Source organism: Anabaena sp. TISTR 8404 (assembly GCF_056847745.1).
In genome coordinates, this window is sequence record NZ_CP180578.1 from 2,872,318 (window position 1) to 2,889,019 (window position 16,702).

Sequence of the window (16,702 nt, forward strand, 5' to 3'; positions counted from 1 at the left end):
TCCTTAGATCACTGTTTTTCGGTTGCCCTTGGTAATTTTGCCGGTGCCTCCAATCAGGAAAGAGAGATGTTTCGGGTTAACGTTGGCATCTTTGCCAAATATGGCTGTTGACAAGCTCCCATAAAAAATTTTTATTGGAACTTTTGATGCCGAACTGCGCCTGAGCGCTACCAGGTTGCCATTCTGTAGTTTTTTGTTTTGCTGATTCTGAGTCTTCCACAACACAATCGAGTAAAACTTTTTGGGAGTATTGCTTCGTTCCTTTTTAAATTAAAGAGCCGCTTGCTAACTACACCCATTTACTATTTTGGCACTAACCCCAGCAATTGCAGAGGGTGTGTCTTCAGCACGAGTAGTTCGGCTTTCGGCACAAACCTCTGGAGATTACCGCCACAAAGTTTTTTCAACCTGATATTTAATTTTGCTGATGACTTGGGGCTAGACGTTGCCACAATGTTTGATACAGTGTTTCTGGCACTGATGCTTGTAGCGATCGCCCTAATCTATTCTTTTTGTTTGCCGCTTGCAAGCAACTTGCTTGCGGACAAATATAGGCAGAACGCCCCATGCCCTCATCTAATTGTACCTTTCCAGACGGAAAGACGCGGACAATTCGCCAAAAGTCTTGCTTCAAGCCGACTTTGCGACAACTAATACAACGCCGATAATTCGGTTTCATCAGTTTTTTATAGGCATGAGGTCAGAAATCTTCAGGTGATAGTTAAGTTAGCATAGCTAATCTTTGACTTATACCTCATCTTTTCTCAAGTAATTATTAAAACTCTGACTGAGGTAAATATTAGCAGAACTGACCAATGCTAATAAATTACTCTTCTTCATTGGGGTCATAAGTTTCATCTTCTAATTCTTGTAGATTTTCCTCCTCTAATTCTTCTAATTCCATATCATCATCTTCTAGTTCGATGTCATCTTCCTCTAGTTCCATCTGTTCTTGCTCTAGTTGAGCTTTAGCACGAGCGGCTGCAAATTTCGCATCTTCACCTGCGTGATCGTACTTGGCTTTATCTTTAATATCAATTTTCCAACCTGTTAGCCGAGCTGCTAAGCGAACGTTTTGCCCTTCTTTACCAATTGCTAAACTCAGTTGGTCTTCGGCTACTAATACGTGAGTTTGCCGAGTTTCGGGATCCATCAGGCGAACTTCATCTACCCTAGCCGGACTTAAGGCATTGGCAATGTATGTTGCTGGGTCTGGAGACCAACGAATTACATCTATTTTTTCGCCGCGTAGTTCATTAACTACTACTTGAATTCGTGATCCCCTAGCGCCAATACAAGCGCCTACTGGGTCAACATCCCGATCTAATGTATCTACAGCTATTTTCGTGCGGGGGCCGACATAACGCGATGGCGGATTAGCTTCTCGCGCTACGGCGACTATCCGCACTACTTCATCCTCAATTTCTGGGACTTCGTTGGCAAATAAATAAACTACTAACCCAGCATCAGCACGAGATACCAAAAGTTGTGGCCCCCGCTGTTGACCTTGGGAAACTTTCTTTAGATATACCTTAAAGGTGGCATTAGCTCGATAGTTATCGTTTGGTAGTTGTTCTCGCTTTGGTAATTCGGCTTCTACTTCTGGCTGACCAAAAGTACTGCTAACTGCCAAAATTACCGATTGTCTTTCAAAGCGCAAAACTCTGGCTTGCAGTACAGTTCCTTCTAAATCTTGGAACTCTTCTTGCACCATTTGGCGTTGTTGATCCCGTAATTTTTGCGCCAGGACTTGCTTGGTTTGCATAGCGGCCATCCGACCAAATTCTCCTTGGTCGGGGGTGACATCCAAAACTACAGAATCGCCTAATTGTGCTTCTGGGGCGACTTGTTGCACTTCGTCTAAGGAAATTTGATGGTCGGTATTACTAACTTCTTCAACAATGGTTTTGGTTGAAAGAACGCGAAATCCTTCTTCATCAATATCTAGTTCGACTTCAAAATTATCAAAGTAATCTTCATCAAATTGCTTGCGTTCTAAATTTTGCGCACGGCGATAACGTTCATAACCTTTCAGCAGCGCTTCTCTAATCGCTGATTGAACTGCTAGACGAGGTAAATTTCGCTCCCGGCTAATACTTTCAATTAATTCTTTTAATCCTGGTAGACTAACCATTGACATAAGCAATCTCCTTTAAAAATCAGGGAATAGGGAGTAGGTAGTAGGCAGTAGAATTAAGCATTAATAGCCAGGGATTAGAGAGCATTCCTCTAGCCCCTAGTACACTTCTGAGCCAATAAAGTACCCATGATAAATCGCTGAAAAGCTGACTTGGGTTTCTTTATTTCATACTTCAGACTTTATACTTCAGCCTTTTTGTACTAGTCCCTAATTCCTCGTTTACCGACGTTCGTCTAGTTGCACCCTAGTAATGAGAGAACGAGGTATCTCTACTACACGACCTTTTTGATTTAAATAAATGTTGGTTTCATCCCGGCGAATCAACTGACCATGCCACTCAGGTTGTCCGTCGTGGGGTGGCGAAGTGGTGACAATTATAGGAAATCCTTTGAAGGAAATAAATTCTCTGTCAGTTACCAATTGCCGCGAAATACCTGGACTAGACACCTCCAAAACATAGGCATCTGGAATGATCTCCGCCGCGTCTAAGCAGGCTTCTAAAGCGCGGCTCATCCTTTCACAATCATCCAAACCAGTATCCTGCTGGGGATTGCGAATGTCTACCCGCAATACTGGTGGACGTTGGTTAGTGTGAAAAACTGCGCCAACGACTTCTAATCCCAGTTGTTCTGCTACTGGTGTCGCCAAATCAATAATTTGTGGGACTAAAGGATGAGTCATGCGAAATTTCAATAAAAAAAGTGGGCTTCGACCCACTTCCTGCGATAGGGATATCTTCCAAGAAGTCTTGTAACGAACTGATGATAGTTCGCCCTAAATTGAGTGTAGCGCATTTCTTTCAGAGTCAATAGTCAATGGTTAAAAGGCAGAAGGCAGGAGGCAGGAGGCAGAAGCATAAAATTTCATACTTCATACTTTACACTTCACACTTCATACTTTTTTTTCGACGATCGCAGAACTTTTCTCTACTATTGGTTGAATATATGGTTGTGTTCTTAATTGTCTGGTTTGCTCGACGATTGCGTCTATATCTTCTTGCGATAGGCGCTTGACGTAGTTCAGCTTGACTTCTTCGAGGAAATCAAACAGTAAGCTTTGAATTTCAGCAACTACCTGTTTTTGCTGCACTTCGCTGCTTAAAGCTTTGGTGAAGCTTTGCACGAGTTGAGTTGTGAGTTTTGCACCGACAGAATCTTCAACAGCACTGACGATGGCACTGTACAAGGTACTAGTGATTTGAGTTGCTAGTTGTTCGCCCAGTTGGGTTTGGACTTGACTTATTCCTGGTAATCCTTGTAAGTTGCGGTAAAAGGGAACTTGATGTAATACACTGTCGATGTTGTGGCGCAAAATTGCAGCTAAATCAGGTTGAATTTTGGGGAGAACTTGGTAGACGACGGTTTGGACTAAAATTGTGGCGATCGCTTCTATTTCATTGACATTATTGATATCGACATAGGGACGTAAGTTTTCTTGTTGCGCAATCCAGCGGGTAAAATCACCTTGTTTGATGGAAATTTGAATTTGGTTGATAACTCTGACTACGACAATTTCTGTGAGTTCTTCGGCAAAATTTGCTACAACTGTTTGATTAATGTGGTGCTGCAATGGCTGGAGATTTAATAGTTCTGCTTGGTCAAGGCGCACAACTACAGGTATAACTCGCAACCATCGGCAAAATGGTAATAGCAGAAATATGTCGTACCAACGCTCTAATATCGCATTTAACCAGCCATAACCCAGATGGCGACGTTTGATATAAAAGATGCGTGCCAGAAACTCGATGGCAAATATAGTGATAAATGGCAGGTCAATTCGCCAGAAAGCATCAAAATAGTCGCTATTTTCCCCAATTTGACGGTAGTAGTTACTGGCAATTAAAGGACTAATTTTTTGATTAAAAAAGGTAATTTCTTGATTCCAGCCATTTTTGGATAGGTAAGCTGGACTCCAGAAAGTAGCAAAGGACTGCTTTGCAGAATCATTACCGACGCGATCGCGCATCCGGTTTTTAATTTTTTCTAGAGTACCACTCTTGCCAACCCCGGCAAATGGATTGCTATCAATCATTTCGACACTCAGGCGACTCAGTTCCATTAACTTTCCCTTCGCCTGTGGGGATGTTAAACCTGTCTGGCTGACCTGTTCTTTTAATGCCTCTACTGTTTTTAAATAATTTTGCGTTTCTCTATGTGGTTCAATCCCCTTAATTGGATCGTAAATTTGGGTAATTTTGGGTAATCTCCGCAAGTAAAAATCACGCCATTGTACATAAGTCAAATCAAACACAACTAAGCCTAAATTTACTGTGGCAAGTAGTGCCATCAATCTTTCAAACCAAAGGTTTTTTTGTTGTGGTGATTTTTGATTAACCATTTTTAGTTTTAGATTATACAAGTTTTAAGTATTTAGTTATAACCTAACTAGGGAGTTGATACTAGGTAATAGGAAATATAAATACTTCTTGAGAAAGATGGAAAAATTTTATTGCAATATTAGTTAATTTTAATTAACAGGATGTTAATTAATCACAAATAATTAAACCTTGAGAAAAAAGACTTCAAGAAAAGTAAAATGCAACTGTTAATTTCTATATAATGCTGACTTAACTGCAAGGAGTTTGAGATATGTGGTGTGGGTTTAGTAAAACTAGCGCAATTATTGCTGCTACTTGTTTAGTAACTTCCAGTGTACTGATTTCTAACAGTACCTTTGCTGCACGTCAACGTAACTATACGCCACAAGAATTGCGTGCTGTGTTGCAGGGGCTAGGTTACAAAGTTAAAGTCACGAACACACCTCTGACAGATGAAGAAACGAAAAAGGCAATTCGTGATTTTCAAAAAGGCTACAAACTTGGGGTTGATGGCATAGCAGGCCCCAAAACCCAAGACTTTGCAGCTAACATTGTGCAAATTCTGCAAGCAAATTTAAATGCGGTACTGAAACCAAATCAGCCTCTGCCTCGTGATCAATTCTTTGGCCCTCGGACTGTAGAGTTGATTAAGGAGTATCAGAAAAAAAATCAGCTTCCAGAAACAGGAATTGCTGATTTAGCACTCCGTCAAAAGCTAAATGCAGAAGCTAAGGAAATTGTAGGTCAGCCTAAACCTGAACCGACGGCAACACCAACGGCAACACCGACAGCGAAACCGACAGCAAAACCAACGGCTAAACCAACGGCGAAACCGACAGCGAAACCGACAGCGACACCAACGGCGAAACCGACAGCGAAACCGACAGCAAAACCAACGGCAACCCCAACAGCAACACCAACGGCAACACCATCTTCTACGCCAACAGCGACACCAACGGCGACATCAACCCCTACACCAACACCGACACCCTAAGTGCTATAGCTGTAGTCACATAGATTAGGAAATTGCTGATTGCTAAAAGTTTTGATACTACTAGGTTTATACTCAGCACTGTCAACTCAGCACTCAGCACTTGTCTATACCTAGAGTCTTTGATTAGGTTCTTCTAAAGGTCTGCCTTTGGGTGTGGGTAAAATAGGACGACGGTCATCGTAAGGCATGGGAATGTATTGTACGGTGGGTCGTCCTCCCTGTGGTTGTGGATACAAATCCATCAAATCGTAAATGGAACGGGGTAGTCCGACGGTGACGGGCAACCCCATTTCTGTTGCTTCTTCAACGGTGACGGGATAGTCGTGGGTGACACGTCCAGTTGTTAAAGCTTCGATAATCGGTTCAATGTTTTCTGGTTGAACTTTTTGTTTTGGCATATTATCTTTGAGCAGAGTCCGCACAAAGCGTTGTACCTGCTGAATGGCTTTACCTGCCAAGTCTGCCATGATCAAAGTTTGATCATCAATTTCACTGATAGGTTTATCTTTAACTACTTTCAAAATGCTGGCGGCTGGGTAGTTACCTAATTGAGGATCAACTGGCCCCAAGACTGCGTTAGCATCCATCACAATTTCATCAGCAGCTAATGCCAACATTGTGCCGCCACTCATGGCGTAGTGGGGTACGAAAACTGTGACTTTTGCAGGATGACGAATTAATGCCCTAGCAATTTGTTCGGTAGCAAGTACCAAACCACCAGGAGTGTGCAGAATCAAGTCAATGGGAACATCTGGAGGGGTGAGGCGAATTGCCCGTAGTATTTGTTCTGAGTCTTCAATTGTGATGTAGCGTGAAATGGGGATACCCAGTAGGCTGATAGATTCTTGACGGTGTATCAGCAAAATCACGCGACTTTTGCGTTGCTGCTGGAATTCATGGAGACTGCGAATCCGCCGATATTCGATCTGCCGCCTTTGCCAGATGGGTTGTAGAGAAGATAGAAGCAGAAAAATCCAGAATAAATCACCAATACCGAAGCCCATAGGTTTGATTGTCCAAAAATAACTGTTCTTGTCATTAATTGTGACAATCTTTGGGCGATCGCAAGTCTATCTAGGGGTTTATCTCACATTTCACATAACTTCAGCACATTATTAATAATGAGTTGCTGACTTGCGATGATGTACAGCTGTCACACCATCCTGATTTAAAACTTTACCGTTTTCTACAGTGGCATAAACTAGCCAGTGGTCTCCTGATTCCATCCGGTTCTGCACTTTACACTCCAAATATGCTAAGGCATCTGCGAGGATAGGAGAGCCATTTGTACTTTCTTCGGTGGCGACACCTGCAAATCGGTCTTGTCCTGGCCCAAAGGGCTTGAGGAAATGTTTCATTAACCCTATGTGATTGCCTTCTTTAAGAATGTTGAGGACAAATTGATTACCTGAGTGGGTGAGTGGTTCTACTGCCCGGTCTTTGGCAACGGCGATAGTTAACCCTGGCGGATTAAAGCTGGCTTGCGCTACCCATGAGGCTAACATGGCACTGGCTCGATCATCTTGTTTGGCTGTCAGCACACACAAAGAACCTATAATGCGTCCAACTGCTTGTTCAACGTTTGTGGCGGGTACACTTTGCGATCGCACTTTTTTAGCTTTCTTCAATGCTTGGGCAAAGTCGGTTCCGGCTTCTTCGCACAATTGCAGGGTAGCATCATCGGGTTTAAACTTGACGCGGATGGTATCAAAACCAAAGCGATAGCCAGCATCTTTGAGTCGGCTTTCAATTAAATCTACTGCTTCGCCACTCCAACCAAAGGAACCAAATACACCTGCAAGTTTATTATTAGTTGCTGTGGATAAAACAATCCCTAAAGCTGTTTGTACAGGTGTCGGTGCATGACCGCCCAAAGTTGGGGAACCCATGACAAAACCAGCCGACTTTTCCACAGCCGCACGGATTTCTTCTGGCTCGGTAAATTCGCAGTTAATTGATTCTACAGCTACACCCGCTTTTGTGATGCCACGCGCGATCGCTTGGGCTAAGGTTGCGGTATTGCCATACGCCGATGCATAAATTAAGGCTACTGTCAAGTCAGCAGATGTTTGTTGTTGACTCCATTGGCGATAAGCTTTGGTCAGATCAATTAAGCCGTAACGTACTAAAGGCCCGTGTCCTGTCGCATACAAGCGCACAGGAAAATCAGCCAGTTTTTCTAAGGCTGTTTCTACTTGCCGCGCATGGGGAGCCATGAGGCAGTCATAATAATAACGGCGGTCTTCGTTAATGATTTCCCAACCTTCATCAAATACCTGGTCGCCGCAGATATGCGCCCCAAATAGTTTATCTGTGTAGAGAATTTCGGTTTGGGGGTCGTAGGTGCAGAGTTCGTCAGCGTAGCGGGGGTTGGGTGTGGGAATGAATTGCAAGTTATGTCCCTTACCCAAATCTAGGGTTTCTTCCCCCCGCATGACTATAATTGGTAAGTCGGGATTTTCTAATGCACCGCGTAAATTTATCGCCCCTGGGTTAGAACAAACAAAGGTAATTTGTGGTGCAATTTCTAATAAAGCTTTTAAAGTGGCAGCGCGGTTAGGGTTGATGTGACCGAGAATGACATAATCAATTGCTTTGACATCAATGCGCTGTTGCAACGCATCCAGATAAATTTGCGTGAAAGTCTCCCCTGGCGGGTCAATTAAAGCAATTTTGTCAGCTTGAATTAAATAAGAGTTAGCTGTAGTCCCTTTAGCTAAGGCATATTCTATTTCAAATCTTAACCTTGCCCAACTGCGCGATCGCAGTAAGGTTGTATCGGTAGCAATGGGCAGTATTTGCACGTCACGCGGTTTAGTAGCTGGCATAATTTTTGAATAACTTCTTTATTTTTAAGAATTTATTATGAATTAAACAGCAATTGTTATATATGAGTCCACAATTGCAGCAAAAGAGTACCCATCTAAATTAAAGCTTAGTTTAGTTGATTAAATTTTAAGCTTTTCTTATGAAGAAGATAACAAAATTAATTGCAGATATCTGGCGCATCTTTCTTAGGTTTGGATTTGCGAAAGCGATAGTCAAAGACAACGCTGTTAAAATAAAACCATACTTGCTGCCACACTCATTCTACGGTAACAACTCACCAAAAGATTGAGACAGATAGATTGAAGGTTTGTCATAAATAAACAAACTGTCGTTACGACAAAACATAATTGATAAGTTTTACTTAAGTTTTGTTAACAACAATATAAGCGTTTACCACAAATAAACAAGCTGTCGTTACGACACAAACTTCATTTCTAACGACAACTTCTGCGGTGATAACGACATGCACAAAATTTTACTATATGTAAACACCAACTGTACGGATCAAGATGCTGTTTTCCAACATACTTGCTTAAAGCTTTAACTATAAATGAAAAATGTTCTTTTTTCTTGTCCTGTTGCAGTATTTGTTTTAAACCTTCAACTATTGAACAACCAGTTATAAAGTCATGCTTTGATTGAAGCATCTTTAGTAATTCTGCGAATAATTCATCTGTATTGGTAGAATTCAGTGATAATTTTTGTTTCAAAGCATCCAGAATATTAAAACTTGATTGATTAATTTTACAAATAAAATCATTCCATTTTCTTTCTCTTTCTTCCAGTACTTTCATCATTTCATATACATATTGATCATAGGATTTATATTGGATTGCTCTATATTGTAATTTTAAGTTTTCTTCGCCAAAGTAGTTTTTATTCAGTCCTAACTCTTTGCTAATTTGTATTGTTAGATTTATATCTAGCCATTGATATACTTTATAGTAATCCCCTACTATATCTATTGGATATTCATAAGCTTCAACTATTTTTTCAGGTATTGCATCAAAATGACGAATATAAACTGGTTCGCCGTCTTCTTCAATTCTATCTAAAACCCATTCATTAAAGCTAGATTCTGGAAATTCCTTTAGACCAAAATTAGCTAATTCATGTGCTTGTGACCAGTAAAAATTTAAAACTCCACATTTATCATCAAATTTTATTAACTGATTTAGAAATACATCTTTACACTCTTTTTCTAGCTCATTTCTTCCTAACCACAGTAAAATTATCTGTTTCCACTGCGGTTCAAAGATGCGATAAGTTCCTTGACTGGGATTTTTGACAACATGGTTGAGAAAGAAATGCCAGTCATCAATTGCTTTAGCAGCAAAATACTCTTGAAATGAAGCATGAAAGAAAGCGTAAACAGGTTTTTTATTTATATCTATCCCTACTTGATTCAACCAGCCACGGTTAAGTGCTAATTTCAGCAGTGAATTTTCATCATCCGCATCACCCAAAAACTGACTAACAAAATCCTGACGTAAGCGAAAACGGTTTGCTTCTTGATCTATTGCTACTTTTGCTAATTCCCCTAATTTGATATTGAGTTGCTGACGCTGGTGAGAGTTTATAGCAAATTCTTCTTTTTTCCACTTGTAGAAATCATCAACAAATTGCTGATAAAGCCCCGCCTGTGTATCGGGTAAATTTCCATCTCCCGATTGCCAATTTAAACACAACAATGTCAACCGCAGAGGATTTTTCACTAAATCTCTAATCCGTTCTTTACCCGGCTCTTCCAGCGCATTGCATAACTGCTTCCCCGTTTCAGGAATTTCAATTTTATTAAACCATTTATCAATAAATCTCTCTACATGTTCTGGATAAGAAAAATCTAAAGTTCGATAAATATCAAAATCATCAAGGGCATTACTGCCACCATCCCACAGATTAACCCGACAAGTTAAAACAATTCGCGATTGAGAAATTAAACCTGATTTTTGGAATTGATGTGAAATTTCTGTTAAAGGATTAGATGCAGACATTTCATCTAATCCATCTAGCAGCAGCCAGACATTTTTTTGATTCAATAAATCCACAAAATCATTCTTTAGCTGTTGAGTGGCTTCAGCTTTACCTATTTTTTCAGCCACTTGAGTCAACCAAGTATCAAACAGATAAGCTTTTAGTTCCTTGCCGCGCAAATCTGCTAAAGATACCCAAATGACAATCGACTGTTGAATCTCACGGGATACCCAATCAGCAATTTGCTGTAATAGTGTTGTTTTTCCTGCGCCTGGTTCACCAATAATTGCAATTCGCTTACCTTGACTTTTCGGTGTGTTCTTTTGTTTGATAACTTCTTCTAAAAAAGCACCATGCTCAAATGTTTTGGTGATTTCTGTCTCCTTATACAGTTCTGAACCCTGTTCTGGAGATATATCATCCTGATCCTTACGCTTGGGTGGTTTTTTACGCTCAACTAATCCCAGTGGTACGTAAACATCATCAACTTGCAGCATTACGCCTTCAGTTGCTGCCAAAGGATTTGTTGTCAGCTTGCGCCGTTCTGCAATTATTTCACGACAGACTTCACGCCAGTCATCAGGAGTTAACTTTGTCCCATCCTCCCCTGGGGACGACTGTAGTCAAGTCTCGCCGTGATGGTGAGTGCCGCCAAAAAAGTTAGTATTATGGGAGCCAGTCTTTGTTTGATAACCAGTGGCGTTATCTCTGTTAACCTGAGTCATTTGGCTGTTATCTTCAACCTTGTGAATCTCTATCTCGTCAGCGATTTTCTGAACATCTGCCGCAAAATCCTTATCATTGTTCATCACATCGCGTAAATATACAGCCAATGTCTGTAATTCTTCTTCGTTCCCGTTTTCTACAGCTTTTAAGGCATTAGCCGCACTAGCATTACCACCAAGTTTTGTGCGAATCTTTTGATAAAGTTGATCAATCTTGTTTAATCCAACTTCGGTAAATTTTTCCCCTAACTTACCAACGCTCGATTCAAAGAATTTACCACAGGCGAGTTTCGCAATCGCTAAGGCAGCAGCAAAGGTTACAGGATCAACCATAACTTTGAATATTTGCAGTTTAGTTAAAACTATACAGTGTTTTTTAGCTGTTATTCATTTATTACTGATGCGCTAAACCTGATGGCGATCGCTCTTTGCGGCTGTTTAGTCAATTGTACAGAACGAAACTTTACCAATTCGGGTAAGATGAAGTGCGATCGCCCTTATCTAAACTCAAACAGAATAAAAGCGATCGCTCCATTCCGGTAAGAAGACAGCGATCGCTTTTATAAAATTCAGACTTCAGACTTCAGACTTCACAATTCCTTAGTAGTGATTTCCCACCTTACGATGATGCACAGCTGTCAATGCTTCAGGCTTGGAAACTCGTCCGCCGTCAACGGTGCTGTATACTGCCCAGTGATCACCGCAGTCCATCCGACTAACTACTTCGCATTCCATGTATGCTAAAGCGTCGGCGAGGATGGGTGTACCATCTTCAGCCAGTTGGGTACGCACACCTGCAAAGCGGTCTGCGCCAGGGGCGAACCGTTTGAGGAAGTGGCGCATGAGTGTTTGATAATTGCCTTCTTCTAAGACATTTAGCACGAAGCGATCGCCTACTTGCATTAATGATTCAATCGCCCGATCTTTCGCTACTGCAATGGAAAAACCTAAGGGTTTGAAGCTGGCTTGGCTTACCCAAGAAGCTAACATCGCGCTGGATACATCGCCTTTTTTGGCAGTGATAATATACAATCCGCCACTGAGTCTACCGAGGGCTTTATCTAAGTCTGCACCTAGGGATTTCATGGCTTTGATGCTGCGATCGCGTGTTACCCATTGTCCCAAGTCTGTACCTGATTCTTCACACTGCTTATAAATGTTTTCGCTTGGTGTTTCGCTAAGTTGAATCACGGGGAATGCTACGTGCAGTCCCAAAGCCCGGAATTTATTCAATAGGGGGTAAGTTGGCTCATCATTACCGCCAGCAGTTTCAAATATACCAATGGCTTGTTTATCTTTGGCAGAGCCTAACACTGTGCTGAGTGCAGCTTGAGCAATGGTATCACCAGTTGCAGGAGGCGCACCAATTACCAACCCAGAACAACGTCCAACCAGTTCGCGTAATTCTTGCAAATCTGTGGCTGAACCCAAATCTATTATTTCTACAGCTACGTCAGTTTTGCTGATCCCGTTAATAATTGATTGGGCGAGGCGATCGCTATAACCATATTCAGAAACGTAAAATACACCAACGGTGGTTTCTGGTTTGGCTTGGGTTTGACTCCATTTGCGGTAACGTTGGGTTAATTCCTCAACGTTGTGATAGAGTAACGGCCCGTGACCTGTAGCAATCATTTTAATAGCTGGCAATTCTCCCATGCGCTTTAAGGCAGATAGCACCGACCGCGCATTCGGCCCCATCAAGCACTCATAATAATATTTAAAGTCGGCTTCTATAGTTTTTAAGTCTTCGTCAAAGGTTGCATCGGAGCAATAGTGCATTCCGAAAGCATCGCAGGTGAAGAGAATTTGGTCTTTATGGTCGAAGCTAAATATTGTGTCAGGCCAGTGTAAGTTAGGCGCAATTACGAATTCTATCTCGTGACCGTTGCCTAAATCTAAGCGATCGCCATTTTTCACAATCTTCCGCTTAAATGGCTGATGCACTAAATCTTCCAAAAACTGAATTGCTACTTTCGAGGCGACAACTGTAATTTCTGGAGCCATTTGTAACAAATCTTTCACTAAGCCGCTATGGTCTGGCTCGGTGTGGCTGATAATCAAATAATTGATATCTTGAGGATTTATCAATCCTGTCAGGGTATCAAAATACAGTTTGCGGAATTTCTCATGGGAGGTATCAACTAAGGCAATTTGCTCACCGCGAATCAGGAATGAGTTGTAGGTAGTACCGTTTTGTAAACCGAACTCAATATCAAAGCGATCGCGATCCCAATCTAGAGAGCGAATTGCCGTCGTATCTTGAGCAATTTCCTCAGTCTGTATAGTCAGCCGTTTTTCCGTTTTTTCGGTGAGCGATACCATAACTCCCCTCCTGAATACAATGAGTATTTATTCCTCTTCTTCTATTTTGACACGGTTTAAATGTAAATTTTTATTAAAAAACTTAAATAAGTCAAAAGTGTGAAACCGCGTATACAGAAACCTTGGTTGGCTTTGGAAATAGGTAATTCCCGCCTGCATTGGGCGTTATTCGTAGGCGAAACCCTTGATTGTACGTGGAATACAGACTATCTACCTGATTCAGTTATACAGCAGTTGGGTAACGGGCAAACTGTAGATAATTTCCCAGCAGAGATTTTTAACTTTCCCTGTCCTCTTCCCCTGGTAATTGCTTCCGTTGTTCCCAGTCAAACAGCACTTTGGCAAACTTACCCCAATGTTCGGGTGATTACCTTAGAGGACATACCTTTAAAAAATACCTATCCCACATTAGGAATTGACCGTGCTTTAGCTTTGTGGGGTGCTGGAACACATTGGGGATTTCCGATATTAGTCATTGATGCGGGAACTGCACTTACTTTTACAGGTGCAGATAGTCAGCAAGCATTAGTTGGCGGTGCAATTCTGCCAGGATTCGGTTTACAATTTGCGACTTTAGGTCAAAAAACAAGTCAATTACCACAGTTAGAAACGCCAAATTTTACATCTTTACCACCACGTTTTGCCCTGAATACATCAAAAGCAATTCAAAGTGGAGTAATTTACACTTTATTAGCAGGAATCAAAGATTTTATTACAGCGTGGTGGGATATATTTCCTAATAGTAAAGTTGCGATTAAAGGAGGCGATCGCACTTTACTAATTAACTATATGCAAAATTTATATCCAGAAATTACAGCAGGCTTAATTGTAGAACCTAATTTAATTTTTTGGGGAATAGCAACGACTGATAATTGATATTGACTTACTAAGAAATACCCAAGCAAGCATGAGAATAGTAGGTTGGGTGGAGCGTAGCGTAACCCAACAAAGTTCTAACTTTTCACGCTATGTGGAAAAGCTAACATAAAACCTAACCCCCAACCCCTTCCCTACAAGGGAAGGGGAGCAAGAATCAAAGCCTCTAACGCCACTGAGGGAGTCGGCAGAGCCGCCCAACGCAGTGGCTCCTCCTTATAGGGGAGAGGTTTGGAGAGGGGTTTTCCAGATCCCGTGAAAAGTCAGAACAAAGTCTTAATTCATGTTGGGTTCAATTTCATTTCACTCAACCTACTAAAATAATTGTATTACTTCCCTGATAGTCAATATTCTTTGGGATACAAAAGTTTCAAATTGAACTTCATCCACTTTATATAATTAAATCAGTTTAACTGTATTAATAAAATCTCGAATTTCTTCCGCCACAATTCCAGCACACGCTTCTGGCAAATCATTACCAGCGTGAGCCACTAATTTAAAATCTACTTGTGGAATTAATTGTTTATAAGTTTGGCTTTGAAACACAGCATCAAAAGAATCTTGCCCACCTTGCAAAATTAAAACTGGAACTTCAATTAAATATAATTTATCTTGCAATAACTCTGCTTGAATTTCTGGTGTTTGTCTGTGGAATAATAGCTGACAAGCTGTTGGATATTGCAACCAAATTTGACGTTGTTCTAAATCTTGCTCTATTTTCTCTTGCCAACCCAGCATTTTAATTAAAGGTCTGAGGAATTTTAAAATATTGACTAATAGTGGTGAAAGTTCTACTAATTTCCTCATTTTCTGCCAACGCTTTTCTTGTTGTTCTATGTTTACACCTTCTGGCGCTAATAGTACTAAACCTTCAACTTGTTCTGGATATTTCAAAGCATAACTTGCTGCAATCCAACCTCCAAGAGAATGGCCTACTAAGTATACTTTTTCCAGCCGCAGAGCTTGTAGTAGTTCAGCTATAGACTCTACCTGTAAATCTATCGAATAATGAACGTTAGGCTTATCGGACTCACCAAAGCCTAACAAGTCTGGTGCAAAGCAATGGAAATTTTGTGCCAACTTTTCCATAACTGAAGACCATTGGCTGCTATCGTTCCAAGCACCATGTAACAAAACCACAGGAATACCTTGACCAGCCTCACTCCAAAATAATAATCCTTGCGACAGCTTTCTGCGGGAGTTACGTAATAGCGTATCCATCTTGTATATAAAAATTACATCATAGCTGATTGTAGTTTTTATATTGGATTTTGCAATTAAATCCCCAAGCTAAAATCTAAAATATTGTTACGCTAGTGTCGTCAAACCGTTTAAGTAGTCTTGTAGCTGTCGGGAATGGTCATGAGACATAGGCCCAGTCGGTAAAGCACTGGGAGAAAAAGCTTGGATTTCCATGACTTCTAAAGCATCTTGAATTTCCATTTTCCCTTGTACTTCTGCTTCCACCACGACGCAAATCGAATGAATTCTAGGATCGCGGTCTGGCGCAGAATAAACACCTACCAAACGTTTAATTTCTACTAACTCCAGTCCAGTTTCTTCTATTAATTCTCGGCGAACTGTACTGGGGATGTCTTCTCCCCAGTCTACCATTCCTCCTGGTAATGACCAAAGTCCATTATCTCGCCGCCGAATTAATACAATTCGACCATCGGGTAATATCGGAATAATACTTGTACCAGTAATAGGATGGCGGAAGATAATACCTAATACTGTTTGTCCATAGCGCCATAAACCGCGTGTAGACTGGACAACTGCTGCAAAAAAAGCCAGAACGTTCAAGCTGAAAATATTGGTGTTATGTTTTTTTATTTCCTGCACTCGCATTCACTCAAATAGCTAATGATTGAGATTTGTTTCACACAAAGATGCTTGTGCTTGGGGATTTTATTGTTAGAGGATATTTGAAAAGTATTGGCTGATTTAACTGAAAAAAGTGCTGAGTTTTGAGTGCTGAGTGCAAAGTAAAATTTTACTCTTTATTCTCTTGACTCTAGCCTCTTTTTCGTTTTTTCTAGTGTAGGCCTTTTATCATGGCTACTAGTAATTTAATATACATCTACACTTAGACTGTCTTTCCTTCAAATAATGAGGAAGTATTTAAATCTACAATCTTTTAGTTAGGTCTTTCCAAAGAGGAATTGCCGCAAGGCTTGGCTAACTGACAACTGTTGATTTCTGGTTGGTGTAGACTAGGCACATCAAGCAAAATACCTGATAATTTTCAAATATCATCTAATAGTTTTTGTATGATAGCTCAATTTTAGCATTTGGTTAAAACAAAGTTTTTGTATTTCTATATACATTATTTTCACTAAGGGAATAAACAAGCAATATTATCTTTTAATTTTTGTTAAAAATATAAATTTTAATTATTAGGAATAATTGGTTTTATTGTTGAAAAAATCCAAACTTCTCTAAAAATTAAGAATTTTGTGTGAGAAATTGCCAGCAAATTCTACAATATTTATCCTGAGCATTTAGAATCATTATTGAATTTT

The 16,702-nt window shown here is 40.6% G+C and carries 15 protein-coding genes; 3 read left to right on the forward strand and 12 right to left on the reverse strand.

Going from position 1 to position 16,702, the window contains the following annotated elements:
- Window positions 1-76 precede the first annotated feature (76 nt).
- The 5 genes from ACMX3D_RS12450 to ACMX3D_RS12470 form a co-directional block, all read right to left on the reverse strand.
- Window positions 77-220: a hypothetical protein gene (locus ACMX3D_RS12450; RefSeq protein WP_482751717.1), complete on the reverse strand. Its 144-nt coding sequence runs from the start codon at window positions 218-220 to the stop codon at window positions 77-79.
- A gap of 195 nt (window positions 221-415) precedes the next feature.
- Entirely contained in the window at window positions 416-679 is a 264-nt protein-coding gene (locus tag ACMX3D_RS12455; RefSeq protein ID WP_482751718.1) for a YlxR family protein, read from the reverse strand.
- Between the two features lie 147 nt (window positions 680-826).
- Window positions 827-2,140 (reverse strand): transcription termination factor NusA, encoded by a 1,314-nt coding sequence (gene nusA, locus ACMX3D_RS12460; RefSeq protein WP_482751719.1) that lies wholly within the window; start codon window positions 2,138-2,140, stop codon window positions 827-829.
- A gap of 219 nt (window positions 2,141-2,359) precedes the next feature.
- Entirely contained in the window at window positions 2,360-2,821 is a 462-nt protein-coding gene (gene rimP, locus ACMX3D_RS12465) for a ribosome maturation factor RimP (protein WP_482751720.1), read from the reverse strand.
- A 210-nt stretch (window positions 2,822-3,031) separates the two neighbouring features.
- Entirely contained in the window at window positions 3,032-4,477 is a 1,446-nt protein-coding gene (locus ACMX3D_RS12470; RefSeq protein WP_482751721.1) for a hypothetical protein, read from the reverse strand.
- 251 nt (window positions 4,478-4,728) lie between these two features.
- Between ACMX3D_RS12470 and ACMX3D_RS12475 the strand changes: the two genes are divergently transcribed.
- The gene (locus ACMX3D_RS12475; RefSeq protein ID WP_482751722.1) at window positions 4,729-5,451 is read left to right on the forward strand and encodes a peptidoglycan-binding domain-containing protein; all 723 of its coding nucleotides are present in this window, start codon (window positions 4,729-4,731) and stop codon (window positions 5,449-5,451) included.
- Window positions 5,452-5,561: 110 nt separating this feature from the next.
- Here ACMX3D_RS12475 and ACMX3D_RS12480 read toward each other — a convergent pair whose 3' ends face one another.
- The 4 genes from ACMX3D_RS12480 to ACMX3D_RS12495 all read right to left on the reverse strand — a co-directional run bounded on the left by ACMX3D_RS12480 (window position 5,562) and on the right by ACMX3D_RS12495 (window position 11,312).
- Window positions 5,562-6,455, reverse strand: a complete 894-nt coding sequence (locus tag ACMX3D_RS12480; protein WP_482751723.1) for an SDH family Clp fold serine proteinase — start codon at window positions 6,453-6,455, stop codon at window positions 5,562-5,564.
- Window positions 6,456-6,566: 111 nt separating this feature from the next.
- The gene (locus ACMX3D_RS12485) at window positions 6,567-8,279 is read right to left on the reverse strand and encodes a diflavin flavoprotein (protein ID WP_482751724.1); all 1,713 of its coding nucleotides are present in this window, start codon (window positions 8,277-8,279) and stop codon (window positions 6,567-6,569) included.
- 435 nt (window positions 8,280-8,714) lie between these two features.
- Complete coding sequence (locus tag ACMX3D_RS12490; protein WP_482751725.1) at window positions 8,715-10,772, reverse strand: NACHT domain-containing protein; 2,058 nt, start codon at window positions 10,770-10,772, stop codon at window positions 8,715-8,717.
- A 105-nt stretch (window positions 10,773-10,877) separates the two neighbouring features.
- Window positions 10,878-11,312, reverse strand: coding sequence for a hypothetical protein (locus ACMX3D_RS12495; protein WP_482751726.1), 435 nt, complete (start codon window positions 11,310-11,312; stop codon window positions 10,878-10,880).
- A gap of 36 nt (window positions 11,313-11,348) precedes the next feature.
- Here ACMX3D_RS12495 and ACMX3D_RS12500 point away from each other — a divergent pair, with 36 nt between their 5' ends.
- Window positions 11,349-11,522: a hypothetical protein gene (locus ACMX3D_RS12500; protein ID WP_482751727.1), complete on the forward strand. Its 174-nt coding sequence runs from the start codon at window positions 11,349-11,351 to the stop codon at window positions 11,520-11,522.
- A 57-nt stretch (window positions 11,523-11,579) separates the two neighbouring features.
- Here the strand turns inward: ACMX3D_RS12500 and ACMX3D_RS12505 are convergent, their stop codons facing one another.
- Window positions 11,580-13,304 carry a diflavin flavoprotein gene (locus ACMX3D_RS12505; protein WP_482751728.1) on the reverse strand — a complete coding sequence of 575 codons (1,725 nt, stop codon included), beginning with the start codon at window positions 13,302-13,304 and terminating at the stop codon, window positions 11,580-11,582.
- Between the two features lie 99 nt (window positions 13,305-13,403).
- Between ACMX3D_RS12505 and ACMX3D_RS12510 the strand changes: the two genes are divergently transcribed.
- On the forward strand, window positions 13,404-14,180 hold the full coding sequence (locus ACMX3D_RS12510) for a pantothenate kinase (RefSeq protein WP_482751729.1): 777 nt from the start codon (window positions 13,404-13,406) through the stop codon (window positions 14,178-14,180).
- 399 nt (window positions 14,181-14,579) lie between these two features.
- Here the strand turns inward: ACMX3D_RS12510 and ACMX3D_RS12515 are convergent, their stop codons facing one another.
- Both ACMX3D_RS12515 and ACMX3D_RS12520 read right to left on the reverse strand, forming a co-directional pair.
- Window positions 14,580-15,401 (reverse strand): alpha/beta fold hydrolase, encoded by an 822-nt coding sequence (locus ACMX3D_RS12515; protein ID WP_482751730.1) that lies wholly within the window; start codon window positions 15,399-15,401, stop codon window positions 14,580-14,582.
- Window positions 15,402-15,488: 87 nt separating this feature from the next.
- Window positions 15,489-15,983: an NUDIX hydrolase gene (locus ACMX3D_RS12520; protein WP_482752329.1), complete on the reverse strand. Its 495-nt coding sequence runs from the start codon at window positions 15,981-15,983 to the stop codon at window positions 15,489-15,491.
- Between the last annotated feature and the right edge of the window lie 719 nt (window positions 15,984-16,702).

Excerpts from the sequence above, each read along its gene's own strand:
- ACMX3D_RS12495 (WP_482751726.1), bottom strand. The coding sequence starts at position 11,312 with ATGGTTGATCCTGTAACCTTTGCTGCTGCCTTAGCGATTGCGAAACTC.
- ACMX3D_RS12470 (WP_482751721.1), bottom strand. The coding sequence starts at position 4,477 with ATGGTTAATCAAAAATCACCACAACAAAAAAACCTTTGGTTTGAAAGA.
- ACMX3D_RS12480 (WP_482751723.1), bottom strand. The coding sequence starts at position 6,455 with ATGGGCTTCGGTATTGGTGATTTATTCTGGATTTTTCTGCTTCTATCT.
- ACMX3D_RS12505 (WP_482751728.1), bottom strand. The coding sequence starts at position 13,304 with ATGGTATCGCTCACCGAAAAAACGGAAAAACGGCTGACTATACAGACT.
- ACMX3D_RS12485 (WP_482751724.1), bottom strand. The coding sequence starts at position 8,279 with ATGCCAGCTACTAAACCGCGTGACGTGCAAATACTGCCCATTGCTACC.
- ACMX3D_RS12475 (WP_482751722.1), top strand. The coding sequence starts at position 4,729 with ATGTGGTGTGGGTTTAGTAAAACTAGCGCAATTATTGCTGCTACTTGT.
- rimP (WP_482751720.1), bottom strand. The coding sequence starts at position 2,821 with ATGACTCATCCTTTAGTCCCACAAATTATTGATTTGGCGACACCAGTA.
- nusA (WP_482751719.1), bottom strand. The coding sequence starts at position 2,140 with ATGTCAATGGTTAGTCTACCAGGATTAAAAGAATTAATTGAAAGTATT.
- ACMX3D_RS12515 (WP_482751730.1), bottom strand. The coding sequence starts at position 15,401 with ATGGATACGCTATTACGTAACTCCCGCAGAAAGCTGTCGCAAGGATTA.
- ACMX3D_RS12455 (WP_482751718.1), bottom strand. The coding sequence starts at position 679 with ATGAAACCGAATTATCGGCGTTGTATTAGTTGTCGCAAAGTCGGCTTG.